The sequence below is a fragment of the Vreelandella sulfidaeris Esulfide1 genome (assembly GCF_054072535.1).
The window spans coordinates 3,849,520-3,865,787 of record NZ_CM133364.1 but is presented as its reverse complement, the minus strand read 5'-3'; the positions used below and the strand labels follow the sequence as shown (position 1 = coordinate 3,865,787).

The window sequence follows — 16,268 nt, the reverse complement described above, 5'->3', positions numbered from 1 at the left end:
TAGCTAATGTTTATAAATACATGGCGCTGGGCTGACTGTAATGTTCACCGCTGCCTGCCTTACCACGGTGGCGAGGGCGCGCAGGTCATTTTTCATGAAGATTGTTTCGACATCCCCTTTTGCTAATCGAATATCTGAAGGCGCTATCGTCCACACCAGTGAATACCCCTGGCTATGAAAAGGGCCCTCAATTGACCATCGGTAGTAAAATTTTTCAGTCGAGGTGTCATAGAAGCGCTGAAACCACCGTGCAAAGTCTTCCGAGGCGCTGAATGTGGCATAGGGACGATAGGGCACCTTGGCATTGCAGGGAAAGATCTTTCCTAGCCACCCTCGAAATGTCGGGTAGGTTTGCCCATTCGCACTTGCCAATGTCTGGGCTCCCACTTCAACTAACGCCTGGGTAAGCGGTTTAATACCCGTCTCACTCAGCTCAGAGGCGTCGGCCAGTGCTGGGTAGTATAAGTTTGTATTGTCGCTACATTTTAACATTGAAGATTACTCCACCTAAGCGTTGCTTCAACGAGGGTTCTTCAGGAAAGCCATTCGCTATTTACTCACGCGTGCTGCGCATGCAAATGAAGTTTCTCGTTCTCTTGTTATGCTTCGTTATCACGAAGATTGATATCCCTATATCGTTGATATCGGCCCGGATCGATAAAAACTTTAATCCCTCTCCGAAGATGCGTGCCTCAATAAACCCTAGCTCCAACATCATGCCTTGAGTCACATCACAATTCGGTTCCTGCCATCGCGCTTGCCAACATAAAGCATTTTGTCTGCTCGCGAGATCAGGGAGTCGAGGTCGAACTCTTCAACGTGCGCTATAGCGATACCGATGGTGACGCTTGGGTACCACGTACTCATGTCTTTTCGGTGGACTATCTCTTTAATCAACGGGTAATTTTGATCACGCTCTTCGTGCAGCGGCGCAAATTGCTGACGCTGCAGGCTCTCCAGGCGCAGTAAGGCAAAGAGCCCAATGGCATAGGAGTCTTCAACCAAGCGGTTAGTGATGAACGGTGAGAGTGGGAATGAATACGCATCAGCCTTGAGAGCCGCGTGATTCGCTCGTTTATTCTCGAACCAAAAGATGGTGGCCAAGTGGCTGCGCACCTTCCAGGGCAATATATCGGTGTCAAACTCAGTATCAATGGCCAGTCGGTTTATCGCCATTATAGCCTTTCGGATGTACCCAACGGACGCTCTTACCGGCTTCCTATTAAGCGAGAAGCGAGCCGCTTTTTTCATGACCAGCTTAGCGTCGGCGATACCATCGAACTGCTGCCGCCTGCGGGTGAGCTAACCTTGGCGGGTGATAAAGAGCCGCTAATGCTGATTAGCGGGGGCGTCGGTCAAACACCCTTGCTGCCAATTGCCAAGCAGGCGCTTGAGCAGGGACGCTATGTCACTTACCTGCATGCTGCGCTAGATGCCGAGCACCATGCCTTTGTCGACGCAGTAGAGGAGCTACGCAGCGCCTATCCTAACCTGCTGGAAACCGTCACCCTCTATGAAAATGAAGCGGGCGGCGATCATCAAGGGCGTATCAACGAGAGTCTGCTGGCGAGCTATCTGCCGCCACAGGCCCGCTGCTATTTTGTGGGGCCACATGGTTTTATGGCGCTTGTTAATCAAGAGTTGGGGCGCTTGGGTGTCCCTGAATCGAAGCGACATTATGAGCACTTTGGGCCTGCCGAGGCATTGAGCGCGGCGTAAATTACTTTTCGATAACAATCAGAACTCATATTTTTTAAGTCGGTAGGCGTAGGCTGCGCGCGTCATTCCCAGGCGTTGTGCTGCCGCCGTTATATTACCGCCGCTGTCGTTATTGGCGGCTTGAATGAGCGCTTTTTCGACTTCTTCCAAGGACATGCCTGCGTCTAGCAGTGGCTGAATACGCTGGCGTTGAGAGGCGTGGCTTGAACTCTCATCGGGTGATGACTTGAGCATGCCCGTATTATCCAGGCCTTGGGCTTTTTCGCGCTCTAGGGTAGGGACGCGATAATCGCCAAATAACGCTTTTTCAGTAACGTGTTTGTTATCAGCGGTAAGAATCACACCACGCTCGACGCAATTTTTAAGTTCGCGTACGTTTCCCGGCCAGCGGTACTGGTGCATGGCTGAACGAGCCTGATCGGAAAAGCCGAGCGTGCGGCGTTGATAGTGATTTTCAAAGTGGCTGAGAAAGTGTTCCGCCAATGGCACGATGTCGGCAAGGCGCTGGGACAAGGGTGGCACACTTAATGTAAAGGCGTTAAGGCGGTAAAACAGATCTTGGCGAAAACTACCCTGTTCAACGCGTGTTACTAGGTCAGTATGGGTAGCGGCAACGATACGTACGTCGACCTCTTTGACGCTCTCTCCGCCGACACGCTCGATTTGGCCCTCTTGTAGCGCACGCAAAAGTGCTGCCTGCGCTCGCGGTGAAAGTTCAGCAAGCTCATCGAGAAATAGAGTGCCCCCATCGGCGCGCTCAAAACGCCCCATACGCGACTGCACCGCACCGGTGTAGGCACCTTTTTCGACACCAAATAGTTCCGATTCTATGAGCTCAGGCGGTATGGCCGCGCAGTTCACTGCTATAAACGGCCCGCTGGCGCGCAGGCTATGATCATGCAAGCGTCGCGCAAGAATCTCTTTTCCCGTACCGGTTTCACCCAGCAGTAAAACGGGCACCTCTGAGGGCGCTGCACTGTCGAGCATGTTGAGCATTTCGCGAAAGGCTGGCGTTGAGCCAATTAGCCCCCAGGTTTCCTGGTCACGCGTGCGGGCAAGGTCGCTTTCCAGTGTGGCAATGCGTGCTTGCAGCTCGTAAAGCTCGTCGATTAGCGGGGCCTCGCGTAGTAATTCAGCAAAGGCGGCATGGTCGGGCCACTCTTCGGCCAGCTTGCCAATAATGCGGCAGTTGTCGTCACCACAGGCGCGGCAACTCACTTCTCTGTATTGTACCTCGCGTCCCAGAAGCTGGGTGGCGTAGCCTGATGCGTAACCCAGCAGTGTCCAACATGCCGGTTCGCGCTGCGGTCCACGGGAACGCCATACGTCGACTTCAAACGAGCCTTTCCAGATAAATTCGCTATAAAAACGATCCTGTTCGAGATTTATCTCCAGGCTGATCGGTACTGCCTGCACATGCCCTTGCAGCGCATGTAGCTGTGGCCCGGCGAGAAAGCTCTCCTCCAACCCTAAACGCTCTCCCCTCAATGACGCGCCAAGCTCGGCATCCATCAGTCCTGAGTAATATCCCAGGCGCATAAAGATGCCCCGGGCGCGCTCCATACCCAACGTCGTAATTAACTCGTTGCGAAAGAACGCCGACGCAGCAAGCGGCATCAGCAGCATGCGCTGCTCGCCTAGCCAAATTTGGCCCTCTTCGGGCAGAAAACGTAGCGCGTCCATTAAGTCGCGAGCATTCGGGTAGTCAGAAGATGAGATAAACATGCCGACTCACGTTGAGGTTGGTAGCGAAGGGGATAGTGGCAAAAGAGTATCACTTGGTTTGCAGCCTTAGAAAAGGACCACAGTGACAAAGAGGTGAACGACGTTGATGATTTGATGAAGTGTTCATCAAATGGTTAAACGGTATTTGCGAACAGGCGTTCGCAAGGCGGACTTGAAAACCACGTAGGTTAGCTAATGCCTTGATAGCCGTCCTATTTCTAATATCGGCATGTTTTTTGAAAGGTAGTTGCTAGAAGGCCAGCGATAAGCCATTGATTTATACTAAAGTATTAGATTTTCAATGGTCGTGCTGGGTTCCTTGCTAATGACATGCCCCTGTCGAAATAACGGATGATGCTGATATGTACAACACAATAACCGATAGGTGTGCCGTGAATAGCAACGGCACAACCCGCCTGCCGTTTTGGTTCCTTTCATATGCCGCTGTTAAGCGCTTGGCAATGGTCAGTAGCCTCTTACTGCCAATAGCAACCGCTAGCTTGGTGACGGCTGCCGAGGAGCGAGAACCTGCCGAGGTGTATCGACAGGTTTGCTCTCATTGTCACAACCTAGATAAAGCAGTTGGACCCATGATTACCATGCCTTTTCCTGAAGGTGCCTGGGAGGCGCGCGGTAATCATATTCGTACCACGGTTAGGCAAGGCCGTGCGGCGATGCCTTCATTCCGTGAAGCCAAAATCAGTGATGCCGAACTTGAGGGGCTGATTGACGCTTTATTACGCGGTGAACTGGCGAATACCGCTACTGGTGAGGAGTAGTGCCATGAAGTTAACACGCCGAGCATTACTCAAAAACAGCTTCTTGCTGGGCGCCACTGCCCCACTTTCGCTTGGCAGTGCGCTTGCCTCGAACCCAGCAAGCGTGGCACCGCAAGGCCCAATCACCCTTTATGGCAGTAATACGTCGACCACCGAGCTAGGGCTTGGGCTACGCCAGCAAGGCTTAGTACCCCGCTATGAAGGGCATTTTAACCCGCTCGCGCTGAGTGCCTTGCCTAGCGGAACGCTGGCAGCTGGCTTTACGGATGAGTCGGGAATCGTGCTGCTGACGAGCCTACTTGCCGGGCGTGGTCGGATTCTTGCGCTAGGGCGCCATGAGGCAGACCGGCATCAGTTGCTAAGCCATCGTGGCCCTATCATCGATTCAATGACAGTTGAAACAGGAAGTTGGCAAGCGTCCCTCGGGCGTGAATATGGTCGCTTAGTGTCGACTCCCGGTCGCGGTCGTCATGCTAAAGAGCTCCCTCGCGCGGCAACGGCAGCCAATATCCGCGAGCTGAGCTTCCTGGTCCAACTCTGAAGCTATATCACAATAATCGAGAGACACGTTTATGAGCACTACACAGCGTATTCTGCCTAAAGGCGTTGCGGAAGCTGATTTCGATGCCGCGTTAAGTCTTTTTCGCGACACGATTGGAAGCGAGAGCGTTCTGACTGAGAGCGAACAGCTAGCACCCTATACCAAGATCATGATGGCCGGTGAGGACGCCGACTATATTCCCTCGGCAGCGTTATTGCCCAATGACGCCGAACAGGTGCAGGAACTTGTACGTATCTGCAACGAGTATAAAGTGCCGATTTGGACTATTTCGACGGGTAAAAACCTTGGCTATGGGTCGGCTGCCCCTGGCGAGACGGGGCAGGTAATTCTTGATCTGCACCGCATGAACCGAATTATCAACGTTGATCCGGAAGTGTGTACCGCACTGATCGAACCCGGCGTTACCTATCAGCAGCTCTACGACTATATCCAGGAGAAGGGCTATAAGCTGTGGTTGGACCCGCCCGCGCCGTCTGCCATTGCCGGGCCTGTAGGCAATACGCTGGATCGTGGTGTGGGTTATACGCCTTACGGCGAACACTTTATGTTTCAGTGCGGCATGGAAGTGGTGCTGGCCAATGGCGAGATGATTCGCACCGGCATGGGCGGTATTGAAAACTCCAGTTCATGGCAGGTGTTCAAATGGGGCTATGGTCCCTACATCGATGGATTGTTCACCCAATCCAACTATGGCGTTGTGACCAAAATGGGACTATGGCTGATGCCCGAGCCGCCAGCGTATCGTCCCTTTTTGATCCAGTATCAGGACCCGGAAGATATCGCCGAGATCGTTGATGTGCTGCGTCCGCTGCGTATCTCGCAGATCATTCCTAATGCCGTGGTCATCGTGCATACCCTTTGGGATGCCGGTACCCATGTGGTGCGTAAAAGCTACTACGATGGTAAAGACTCCATCCCGCGAGAAGCCATTGAGCGCATTAAGCAGGATGAAGGCATCGGCGAGTGGAACGTCTACGCGGCACTTTACGGCACGCCCGAGCAGATCGAGGTCAACTGGAAGATCGTCGAGCAAGCTTTCGGCGCTAGTGGCAAAGCTAAAATTATGTACGGCGATGAAGCCGAGCAGCGTGGCGGTGGCTTCGAGTACCGCGCAGCGTTGATGAAAGGCGACATGAACCTGCAGGAGTTTGGTCTTTATAACTGGCGTGGGGGCGGCGGTTCTATGTGGTTTGCCCCGGTATCTCAAGCTAAGGGCAGCGAGACCAAGGATCAGACCGAACTAGCCCAGCAAATTCTTGGCAAGTATGGCTTTGACTACGTCGCCGAATACATCGTCGGCTGGCGGGATATGCACCATGTCATCGATCTCCTCTATAACCGTGAAGACCCAGAGGAGACGCAACGCGCCCACGACTGTTTTGCGGAGTTGATCGACGAATTCGCCAAGCGGGGCTATGGCCTCTACCGCACCAATACTGAGTTCATGGAGCAAGTAGCCGGTACGTTCGGTGAACCGCTGCGCAATGTACATACCGCACTCAAGAATGCGCTCGATCCCAACGGTATTTTCTCGCCTGGCAAGTCGGGTATTCGCCAGTAATCCCCAGCAACTGAAGTGTCTCAGTGGCGACGCAACAGTGGTTCTCATGGCCATTGATGTGGCCCTGAGACGCCTCGTGAACAGCTAAAACAATAAGTTGGAGCTATTTATGGTTAAGCGTTATAGGAATTGTTTTGTAGTTGCCTTACTGGCTGCTTCCTTCAGCCTGCCAGGCATGGCTGATGACACTATGGGTGGTAGTAGTAATGACGTATCGCCCCAGACCCGTACCACCGTGGTCATGATGGGGACCGGGACCCCCGTCCTGAAGCATGACCGGGCTGGGCAGGCCATACTGATTGTAGTGGATAAGCAGATGTATCTTTTTGATGCAGGCCCTGGCTTCGTCAAGGGTTTTGATGCTCTTTCTGGCAAATCCTTTATGCCGGAAGACATTTACTTCAGTAACGATTCTGTTTATGGAGAGATGAACAAGGTGTTTATTACGCACCTTGATTCTGACCACGTTCTTGGTCTACCTGAACTGATGTTGCGTCCTTGGATCATGGGACGAAGTGAACCACTGAAGATGGTTGGTCCCCAAGGCCTCAATGAGATGGCCAGCAACATTATCGAAGCCTACCAAAGTGACATTGATCATCGCTTGTACGGTACACAGCCGGCCAATGAGCTTGGCTTCACGGTTGATGTGACCGAAATCAGCGATAACCAAGTGGTGCATGAGGACGACAAGGTTACGGTGACGGCTTTCCGCGTTCCCCATGGCAGTTGGGCCGAAGGGATGGCCTTCGGTTATCGCGTCGAAACGCCGGACAAGATCGTGGTCATCAGCGGCGATACGCGTCACGACGAAGCACTCTATGAGCACTTCGAGGGGGCCGATATCCTGATTCATGAGGTAATGAGTGAGGCTGGCGTCGGACAGATGGCGCAGGATTGGCAAGATTATATGTATCACGCTCACACTAGTACTCAGCAACTGGCAGAGATTGGTAACAAGGTAGCGCCTGAGTTGTTGGTGATGACCCATCCGCTACTCTTTGGTCAGACTGACGAGCAGCTTCATGACGAGATGGCCAGCTATTACGACGGAAACTTTAAGCTGGCAAGTGATCTCGATATCTACGAGTAAAACCTGTCATCTAATATCTTGGCCATAGTATCGAGTATTAGTATTTGTGATACATGGCCATTGGAGGAATCGAAATGACCGCACACTACAGCGATTTTCATCTTCAGCCCATCGCCGGTGAATGGCGCGAAGGCAGTAGCGAGCGCACCACTGACGTCAGCAACCCTTACGACGGCAGCACGCTGCTGACAACGCGCCTAGCTAACCGTGAAGATTTGGACGCTGCGTTTACGCAGGCGGAAAAAGCCCAGGCTGAATGGGCGGCAACGCCACCGGTCGAGCGTGCTGGGTTAATGCATCGGGTGATCGAGATATTTGATGCGCGTAAGGAAGAGATCATCGACTGGCTGATCCGTGAGTCGGGCAGCACCCGGTTAAAAGCTAACGTTGAGTGGGGCGCGGCGCGTGGAATTACCCAGGAAGCCGCCAGCATGCCGGGGCGTGTCCATGGTATGACAATGGACTCCAACGTATCGGGTAAAGAGAACCGCATCTATCGCAAACCGCTGGGTGTAGTGGGGGTGATTAGCCCATGGAACTTTCCACTGCATCTTTCTCAGCGCTCCATCGCCCCCGCGCTGGCGCTGGGTAATGCAGTCGTCGTTAAGCCCGCCAGCGATACGCCGGTTACCGGTGGATTACTGCTAGCTAAAATCTTCGAGGAGGCAGGCCTGCCCGCAGGACTCCTCAGTGTGGTCGTCGGTGCTGGCAGTGAAATCGGTGATGCGTTTGTCGAGCATCGCGTGCCGCGGATGATCTCCTTCACAGGCTCGACGCCGGTGGGCCGTGGTATCGGTCGTATCGCCAGCGGCGGTGAACATATCAAAAAGGTAGCGCTGGAGCTGGGTGGCAATAGTCCCTTCGTCGTGCTGGATGACGCGGATATTGAGCAGGCAGTTAATGCCGCGGCGATGGGCAAGTTCCTCCATCAGGGGCAGATCTGCATGGCGGTCAACCGCATTATCGTCGATGAAAGTATCTATGATGACTTTGTGGAACGCTTTGTCGCCAAAGTGAAAGGGCTGCAGGTAGGCGATCCCAACGAGATGACCACCGTCATTGGACCGGTTATTAATACCAAACAGCGTGAAGGGCTCGAAGAGAAGATTGCTACTGCCAAGCGTGAAGGTGCCAGCGTACTGGTAGAGGGTGAGATTAAAGGCCAACTGGTGCCGCCGCACGTGTTCGGTAACGTCACTCCCGATATGGAGATCAGTCGCGAAGAGATCTTCGGCCCGTTGGTCGGCATACAAAAAGCCCGCGACGAAAAACACGCGCTAGAACTCGCCAATGGCACCGAGTATGGCCTTTCCAGTAGCATCTTCAGTGGCAATATCGAGCGTGGCGTGCGCTTTGCCCAGGGCATCAAGGCAGGCATGACACACGTCAATGACATGCCGGTTAACGATGAGGCTCATGTGCCTTTCGGTGGTGAGAAAAACTCCGGCCTTGGCCGCTTTAACGGCGACTGGGCGATTGAAGAATTTACCACTGATCACTGGATCAGCGTGCAGCAAACGCCGCGACACTATCCCTTCTAACGACACGCAGGCCGGTGGCTTAAAAGGTCTAGAGAGCGATGGTGACACTCTCCGTTTGCAGTTGACCAATTTTTTTGATTTGAGCGGCTCCCGTTCAAACTGAGCGGGAGTATGAAGGGAGAATAGCCATGCAAATTCAAGCAGCGTTGATGTTAAAGCAAAGCGACGATTTTCAGTGGCAAGGCGTGGACTTGGCTGATCCGGCTAGCGGCGAAATACGCGTGCGTATCGTTGCGACCGGCGTTTGTCACACCGATGCGGTGGCACGCGATTTGGGGATTGCACCGTTTCCTATTGTGCTCGGGCACGAAGGGGCGGGCGTGGTCGAGGCGCTTGGTGCAGGTGTGACCGGGCTGAATATTGGCGACCATGTGGTGCTGTCGTTTGCTCATTGTGGGGGGTGTGGTCACTGCCTGACCGGGCATCCAACCGTCTGCGACACCTTTAACGAACTCAATTTTGGCGGCGCCATGGATGATGGCAGCCACCGGCTGCAACGGGATGATGAAGCGTTGGCCACTTTCTTCGGCCAATCTTCGTTTGCCTCCCACGCCGTAGTAAGTGCGCGTAACGCAGTAAAAGTCGATCCCGAGGTAGAGCTGGCGCTGCTCGGCCCATTAGGTTGCGGTATACAAACGGGGGCGGGAACGGTGCTCAACCGTCTTAAACCTGAGTTTGGTAGCTCGATAGTAGTGTATGGCTGTGGTGCGGTGGGGCTTTCCGCGGTCATGGCAGCTAAGATCATTGGTTGTCAGCGCATCATCGCAGTCGACATTAACGATGATCGTTTGGCGCTTGCTCGTGAGTTAGGGGCTACTCACACCGTTAATGGCAAGCAGGAAGAAACGGTCGATCGCGTGCACGAGATTACCGGCGGCGGCAGTGAGTATGCTGTGGAGACCACCGGTGCGCCCCTTGTGGTACGTCAATCGCTGCAGGCGTTACGCCCCCTGGGTGTCTCGGCAATTGTCGGTGTTACCCCGGAGGTCACGCTGGATGTGCACCACGACTTGATGGCTGAGGGTAAGTCGATGATTGGTGTCATTGAGGGTGACTCGGTACCGCGTGTCTTCATACCGCAACTAGTGGCTTACTACAAAGAGGGACGCTTTCCCTTCGATAAACTGGTCAAGTTCTACCCGGCGGACCAGATCAATCAAGCCTTTCAAGATTCGAAGGATGGAACGACGGTCAAGCCGGTGTTAAAGATTGGCTAACCTTTAACTATTGAGAGAGGCATTCGATACCGGCAATTTTTATAAATCCATAACTTCAGGAGCTAGCTGAGTCAGCACGCTTTCTGTAACGCTAGCTCTCTGTGGCGTCCGCTTCCGCTACCTGTGGTATTGCTTTTCGCGTTCGGGTTGCCAATAAATGGCATCGATACGCAGGCGTGCTTCGGTATTGTTAGGAAGCGGCCATTCGATGGTGTCGCCGACTTTGAGACCGATGAGTGCGGCGCCAATGGGCGCCATGACCGAAATGCCATCCGCGACGCTATCCATGGAATGAGGATAGACCAGGGTACGAATCATCTTAAGTCCACGCGTGAGGTCGGTGAAGCGGACCTGGCTATTCATGCTGACCACGTCATCCGGAATATCTTCTGGATCGCAGACTTCTCCTCGCAACAATTCTTCCTCAAGTAGCTGAGCTACAGGCATGTCTTTATCAGAGGCATTATCAATCAAGCGCTGGAGACGCTCGGCATCAAGACGGTTAATGATAATAGGAGTACGTTGTTTCATATCTACTCTCCTTAGCCTATTTACTTTATTTGGAAAGCAATCCATTTAGGCCAATAAAAAACAGCCCTTCCTTAATAAAGAAAGGACTGCATACTCTTTGCAGTATAAGTGATTTAAATAATAAAGACGATCAGGTGACGCCCTGCTCAATCATGGCATCCGCGACCTTTCTGAAACCTGCAATATTAGCCCCTAGCACTAGGTTTGTCGCATCGCCAAACTCGGCGGCTGTGTCTGCACACTGCCTGTGAATATTAGCCATAATCTGCTTCAGCTTCTCATCGACCTTTTCCAGCGGCCATTGCTCCATGCTGCTGTTTTGCGCCATTTCTAGCTGGCTGGTAGCGACGCCACCAGCATTGGCGGCCTTACCCGGCCCATAGGCAACCTTTGCCTTTAAGAAAAGATCGACGGCTTCTTTTGTGGAGGGCATGTTGGCCCCTTCACTAATACACGTTACGCCGTTAGCAAGCAGGATTTCTGCATCGCTCTCGGTCAGCTCATTCTGTGTTGCGCAAGGGAAGGCTGCATCGGCTTGAATACGCCATACGGCATGCCCGCCCTGGGGGTAATCACGCGATGAAATATAGTGCGCATCAGGATGTTCGCTTAAGTAGGCTTCAAGAGAGGTACGTTGCACTTCTTTGAGCTGCTTAAGTAAGCCTAAATCAATACCATTTTTATCATGGATGGTGCCTTGTGAGTCGCTGCAGGTGACCGGTTTGGCTCCCAGTTCGTAGAGTTTCTCAATGGTGTAGATCGAAACATTACCAGCGCCAGAAACGAGGCAGGTCTTGTCACGAATGTTTTCTCCACGGTCAGCCAACATATTTTGTGCGAAGTAGACCGCACCGTAACCGGTGGCTTCTTTACGGCCAAGCGAGCCTCCCCAGGTAAGCCCTTTGCCTGTTAGCACGCCTTCATAGTGGCCGGTGAGCCGCTTGTACTGGCCAAAGAGATAGCCAATTTCACGCGTACCGACGCCAATATCACCTGCAGGCACATCGCAGTTCGGGCCAATATGGCGGTACAGTTCGCTCATGAAGGCTTGGCAAAAACGCATGATCTCGTTATCGGATTTGCCCTTTGGGTCAAAATCGGAGCCGCCTTTACCACCGCCAATAGGCAAACCAGTTAGCGCATTTTTGAAAATCTGCTCGAAGCCGAGAAATTTTATCGTGCCTGACGTAACGCTGGGGTGAAACCGTAAGCCGCCCTTGTAAGGGCCAAGAGCTGAGTTGAACTGTACGCGATAGCCTTTATTGACTCGTACGCGTCCGGCATCATCTACCCAGCTTATCCGGAACATGATTTGTCGTTCAGGCTCAACGATTCGCTCAATGATGCTGTGTTGATGGTAATGAGAAGTCTGTTCGAACAGTGGGCGTAGGCATTCGAGCACTTCTTCGATGGCTTGGTAAAACTCTGACTGTGCAGGACTACTTTTCTGAAGTCGTGTAAGCGTATCGTGGACATAGGGCATAAGAGCATACCGTGACAGTTATTAATAAAGATTGGCTGGCCAGAGCGTGAGAATATTTAACTGTCAGCATGCTTCTTTGCATAGCCTATGCAGGTTCGGTATGGGCAAAAATGAAGAAATGAACGACTAAAGTATAGTGCCGTGCGGCTGCATTGGCGGAACTTAGAAACCTTAGTAAACGTTAAATAAACGAAAGCAGCCTTTTCTCACTTCCGTTAGGTTTTAGGAATAACTTAAGGAAATAAAAATATACATAAGTATTTTATTTACTATTAGTAGCGATGCTGGAAGATTAATAATATAAGAGAAAACTTAACCCAATAAAAAGTTCTCATCAATCGCTAAAAACTCACTGGCTTCATTCATTAGTGACGCGGCTGTAAATTGAGGAACGCCATAAACTTCAACTTCTTTTCCATATTTAACACGAATTTTATTAACGAGAAGATCGAAGTCTCCATCGCCCGAGACCAGCACTATCACATCTGCCTGCTCAGCGTACTCTATGGCATCAAGAGCGATGCCAACATCCCAATCGCCTTTTGCGGAACCATCAGATCGTTGAATAAAAGGTTTTAGCTTCACATCAAAGCCAATCGCTCTGAGGATGTTTTGAAACTCTCGCTGCTTTTGGTCACCTCTATCAATGGCATAGCAAAACGCTTTCACCACTTCTCTATTTGCGGTTGCTTGAGCCCAAAACTTATTGTAATCAAAGTTTCTGCCGTAGGCTCCGCGTACGGTGTAATACACGTTTTGAACATCAACCAATATGGCAACTTTTAGCATAAAACATAACCTACTCTTTTAGTGGCAGGGGCGCTGATAATGCTCTACCAGGAACAGACAGCCGGTGTGACGGTACGGTAGGTCGACATGGCTTCTTCCATCGCCTGCTGCAATGCCTCGATGCGCGACCCGTGGGCGGGGTGAGTAGAGAGAAACTCAGGGGGCTGACCACCACCGGCGGCTGCCATATTGCGCCACAGTGCCACGCTTTGTTGCGGGTCGAAACCTGCCCGCGCCATGATCGCCAAACCCATTAGGTCGGCCTCCTCTTCGTGGGTGCGGCTGAACGGTAGGCTGATGCCGAGCTGAGCGCCGAGGCCCAAGGCCTGCATCAACTGTTGGTGCCCTAAATCACCTTCCCCAAAAAAACCGACCAACAATAGCACGGCCTTAATGCCGAGTTGCTGGGTAAGTCGCTCATTGCCATGCTCAGCCAATACATGGCCGACTTCGTGGCCGATCACTGCCGCCAGTTGGGCCGGTGTCTCAGCTACCCGCAGCAGGCCGGTATGCACACCGATGCGGCCCCCAGGCAGGGCGAAGGCATTGGGTGAAGAATCGTCAAAGACGACTACTTCCCATACGCTGGGCAGGCTGACGGCCGGGTAGCTTGCCTCGGCGGCGGTCACTATCGCCTGGGCTACGCACTGTACTCGTTGATTGATGGCCGCATCATTCGATACTGGCTGGTGACGACGCATCTGGTCGAAAGCGTCCTCGCCCATCTGGCCCATCAGGTTCTCGGGTACCAGCGCCAGTTGGGAGCGCCCAGTTGGTGTCTCCTCGCAGCCAGCCAGCAGTATAAGGGGGAGCATGAACACTAGGTGCCTAAGAAAAGGTAGACGCATCGCATTTCTCAACAGTCAATTAAGGCAACGTCACTTGGCTGACAGAGCGATGGTTGTCAAATAAGAAAAGGCGCCTCTGTCAGCATCTTGAGGTTAAGTATCTCAGATGATGACAGGGCGCCCCTAATGAAACGTACTGTGTTACAAGATTTTTGGTTTCACATAAGCTTAAACGTAGAAATCCAAATCCTCTTGCGCTTTCAGCAGGTCCCGCATCTTGATGGGGTCATCACCGAAGAAGAAGACCAGCCCCCAATGCGTCCCGAAGGCCGACCGATCAGGAACCGTTTCTTCTGCCGGCGCGACCAATTCATGTGATTCAAAATAGGGGTGATCCACGCATTCTGGAGGCATTTCCAGTTTGCTGACAACACGACGGCGCGGGTATACACCAAAGCAACCCGCATAGCCTTTCGCATCGACCACTTCTTTGGGGAAGAATGCTGCTACTTCCTCTTTGGTGCTTTTCGGATCGAACACCAACATTGAAGCTTGGTAGGCATTGAACCCATAAGCCCGTTCAATCAGCTCAAACGCTTTGAAACCGGGTGGGCGGTAGGCCACTTCGCCAAAGTACATTTCGCCATCCGCCGTGACAAAGTACTCGGGGTGAATTAAGCCGAACTGGATATCAAACGTCTTGATCAATAACTCGATTTGCTTGGTGATCGCGTTACGCCAGCTCTCAAGCTCAGCCGTCGCAGGCACGAATACCGAATAACCCAACGTGACGTATTCTGAAATATTCAGGAACTGGATTTTGCCATCATGGATCCAGGCTTCAACCGCGAATTCCCAGCCACTCAAGTGACTTTCCATCAGCAGCGGGTATTCTTCGTCCGGAATGTTATCGATTTCTTCTATGGTGCGGATCATGCGGTGGCCGAGGCAACCGGCCTTGTCGAATGCCTTGACGTGAATCGGGTCGTCCGGGTCGCCATCGAGCTTGAGCAACGTTTGGTTGACGCGTTTCATAAAGCGAACGATGTCTTCTTTCTCATGTGCTTCTTCGAAGATCCCGACGCGAATACCACCCAGCTGAGCGCGGCGTTTCATTAGTGCTTTGTCACGAAACAGTATGGACTGCCCATACATACGCGGGCTATCCATGAGAACCGAGTTGATAGCGCCCGACCATTCCACTGTTTCTTCGAACAGGGGTATCGCTACATCAACGCCTTCCGCCTTCAATCTTTGCGCAATCTCGATGGACCGATCATTCAAGCGGATAAAATCCCAGGATATAAAAGGTATGTTGTTGGCAGTGCAGAAATCTTCTGCCCATTCTGGAGCAACAACGACATAGCGACGGTCAAACTTTTGTGCAGCCTTGATCGCATTAACGCTCCAGCCAAGAAGGGCGATATAACCCTTGTTTGGATCCTTGGGGGTCTCGGTTCCTTTAACCGAGTCCATTTCTGGATCACGCCAGGCAGCGACAGCTTCGGGTAATTGCTTTTCTGATGTTATCGACATTCGATGTTCTCCTTGGCTGGTTAACCCAGGCTGACTGCGCCGATAATGAGGCGTGTCAGATGAACTGAGCCGCAGCCAGCGTTGTTCAGAGGCAATTGAGTAAGCCAGCGTTGAGAGTTCTTACCGACCCTACGTTTATACCAACCTAGTCGAGTTCGTTACAGTTAGCAATTAAGCTGTAAACCATCTGTAAACGGCTACGAGGCTCTACCAGTATTGCAATCAGGTTATGTTCGGTGTGATCGGAGCCATTACTGTGGCAACCTGCCGTTTAGATAGGCATAGAATTCGGGACCAGAAACTAGCTCATAGGGAGGGATGCAGATGGGTAGAAGCAGCTCACAGTAGGTTAATAACGATAAGCGTGAACGTTGCGCCGAATATCACAAGCGCCAGCAGGACCAGCACCCCGTCATGCACAACGAGTGAAAGGCCTAGCGCCAGTAATGCCAGCCCAGCAGCCGAGGATGAAAACGGCACCAGTTCCATGAATGGCATAAATAGACCGACGACAACACAGATTGCGGCAATCGCATAGCTACCACCATTTCGCACTAGAAAGGTTAGCCGCGGCTTGAGCACCCGGTCTATACCACGTGCAGGTTTGTTGAGCCAATCCAGCACCTTTTGCAGCTTGCCGTGCTCAACCGAGCGGTTGAGGATGTAATGTGGCAGCCAGAATTGCTTTCGTCCGAACAACATCTGTACCGCTACCAGCAATACGAACGACGCCATAAATATTGACATGCCTGGCACGCCACTCAATGGTGAAAAGAGCGTGATGCCGATAAGCATTAGCAGGGGGCCGAAAGAACGGCTGCCAATTGACTCAACGACCATCCCGATCGAGACCTGATCGTTGTGTCGTGTCAATTCACCCACTCGTTCGAGCAATTGTTGAAGACTTTGTAACGGCTGGTTCATCCATGATCTCCATGCAGTAA

At 52.4% G+C, this 16,268-nt stretch carries 16 protein-coding genes; 7 read left to right on the top strand and 9 right to left on the bottom strand.

What is annotated here, in order from left to right:
* Positions 1-3 precede the first annotated feature (3 nt).
* Positions 4-492: a hypothetical protein gene (locus tag ACW44H_RS17965; protein ID WP_457505880.1), complete on the bottom strand. Its 489-nt coding sequence runs from the start codon at positions 490-492 to the stop codon at positions 4-6.
* 234 nt (positions 493-726) lie between these two features.
* A complete protein-coding gene (locus ACW44H_RS17960) occupies positions 727-1,104 on the bottom strand; it encodes a diguanylate cyclase domain-containing protein (protein ID WP_457505879.1) in 378 nt (125 codons plus the stop codon).
* Between ACW44H_RS17960 and ACW44H_RS17955 the strand changes: the two genes are divergently transcribed.
* A complete protein-coding gene (locus ACW44H_RS17955; RefSeq protein ID WP_457505878.1) occupies positions 1,105-1,719 on the top strand; it encodes a hypothetical protein in 615 nt (204 codons plus the stop codon). It begins immediately after the preceding gene.
* An 18-nt stretch (positions 1,720-1,737) separates the two neighbouring features.
* Here the strand turns inward: ACW44H_RS17955 and ACW44H_RS17950 are convergent, their stop codons facing one another.
* Positions 1,738-3,444 (bottom strand): sigma 54-interacting transcriptional regulator, encoded by a 1,707-nt coding sequence (locus ACW44H_RS17950; RefSeq protein ID WP_457505877.1) that lies wholly within the window; start codon positions 3,442-3,444, stop codon positions 1,738-1,740.
* A gap of 362 nt (positions 3,445-3,806) precedes the next feature.
* Between ACW44H_RS17950 and ACW44H_RS17945 the strand changes: the two genes are divergently transcribed.
* From ACW44H_RS17945 to ACW44H_RS17920, 6 genes are all read left to right on the top strand, one after another.
* A complete protein-coding gene (locus tag ACW44H_RS17945; protein WP_457505876.1) occupies positions 3,807-4,223 on the top strand; it encodes a c-type cytochrome in 417 nt (138 codons plus the stop codon).
* Positions 4,224-4,227: 4 nt separating this feature from the next.
* Positions 4,228-4,764 carry a hypothetical protein gene (locus ACW44H_RS17940; protein WP_457505875.1) on the top strand — a complete coding sequence of 179 codons (537 nt, stop codon included), beginning with the start codon at positions 4,228-4,230 and terminating at the stop codon, positions 4,762-4,764.
* Positions 4,765-4,795: 31 nt separating this feature from the next.
* Positions 4,796-6,346 carry an FAD-binding oxidoreductase gene (locus ACW44H_RS17935; RefSeq protein ID WP_457505874.1) on the top strand — a complete coding sequence of 517 codons (1,551 nt, stop codon included), beginning with the start codon at positions 4,796-4,798 and terminating at the stop codon, positions 6,344-6,346.
* A gap of 109 nt (positions 6,347-6,455) precedes the next feature.
* Entirely contained in the window at positions 6,456-7,439 is a 984-nt protein-coding gene (locus ACW44H_RS17930; protein ID WP_457505873.1) for an MBL fold metallo-hydrolase, read from the top strand.
* Between the two features lie 74 nt (positions 7,440-7,513).
* Positions 7,514-8,980: an aldehyde dehydrogenase family protein gene (locus tag ACW44H_RS17925; protein ID WP_457505872.1), complete on the top strand. Its 1,467-nt coding sequence runs from the start codon at positions 7,514-7,516 to the stop codon at positions 8,978-8,980.
* Positions 8,981-9,108: 128 nt separating this feature from the next.
* The gene (locus tag ACW44H_RS17920; RefSeq protein WP_457505871.1) at positions 9,109-10,197 is read left to right on the top strand and encodes an NAD(P)-dependent alcohol dehydrogenase; all 1,089 of its coding nucleotides are present in this window, start codon (positions 9,109-9,111) and stop codon (positions 10,195-10,197) included.
* Between the two features lie 117 nt (positions 10,198-10,314).
* Here ACW44H_RS17920 and rnk read toward each other — a convergent pair whose 3' ends face one another.
* The 6 genes from rnk to ACW44H_RS17890 form a co-directional block, all read right to left on the bottom strand.
* Positions 10,315-10,728, bottom strand: coding sequence for a nucleoside diphosphate kinase regulator (rnk, locus tag ACW44H_RS17915; protein ID WP_457505870.1), 414 nt, complete (start codon positions 10,726-10,728; stop codon positions 10,315-10,317).
* A gap of 130 nt (positions 10,729-10,858) precedes the next feature.
* Positions 10,859-12,211 (bottom strand): NADP-specific glutamate dehydrogenase, encoded by a 1,353-nt coding sequence (gdhA, locus tag ACW44H_RS17910; protein WP_457505869.1) that lies wholly within the window; start codon positions 12,209-12,211, stop codon positions 10,859-10,861.
* A gap of 312 nt (positions 12,212-12,523) precedes the next feature.
* Positions 12,524-13,000 carry an NYN domain-containing protein gene (locus tag ACW44H_RS17905; protein ID WP_457505868.1) on the bottom strand — a complete coding sequence of 159 codons (477 nt, stop codon included), beginning with the start codon at positions 12,998-13,000 and terminating at the stop codon, positions 12,524-12,526.
* Between the two features lie 44 nt (positions 13,001-13,044).
* Positions 13,045-13,815, bottom strand: coding sequence for a M48 family metallopeptidase (locus ACW44H_RS17900; RefSeq protein ID WP_457505867.1), 771 nt, complete (start codon positions 13,813-13,815; stop codon positions 13,045-13,047).
* 201 nt (positions 13,816-14,016) lie between these two features.
* Complete coding sequence (locus ACW44H_RS17895; protein WP_457505866.1) at positions 14,017-15,324, bottom strand: ATP-grasp domain-containing protein; 1,308 nt, start codon at positions 15,322-15,324, stop codon at positions 14,017-14,019.
* Positions 15,325-15,663: 339 nt separating this feature from the next.
* Positions 15,664-16,248, bottom strand: a complete 585-nt coding sequence (locus tag ACW44H_RS17890; protein WP_457505865.1) for an exopolysaccharide biosynthesis protein — start codon at positions 16,246-16,248, stop codon at positions 15,664-15,666.
* Between the last annotated feature and the right edge of the window lie 20 nt (positions 16,249-16,268).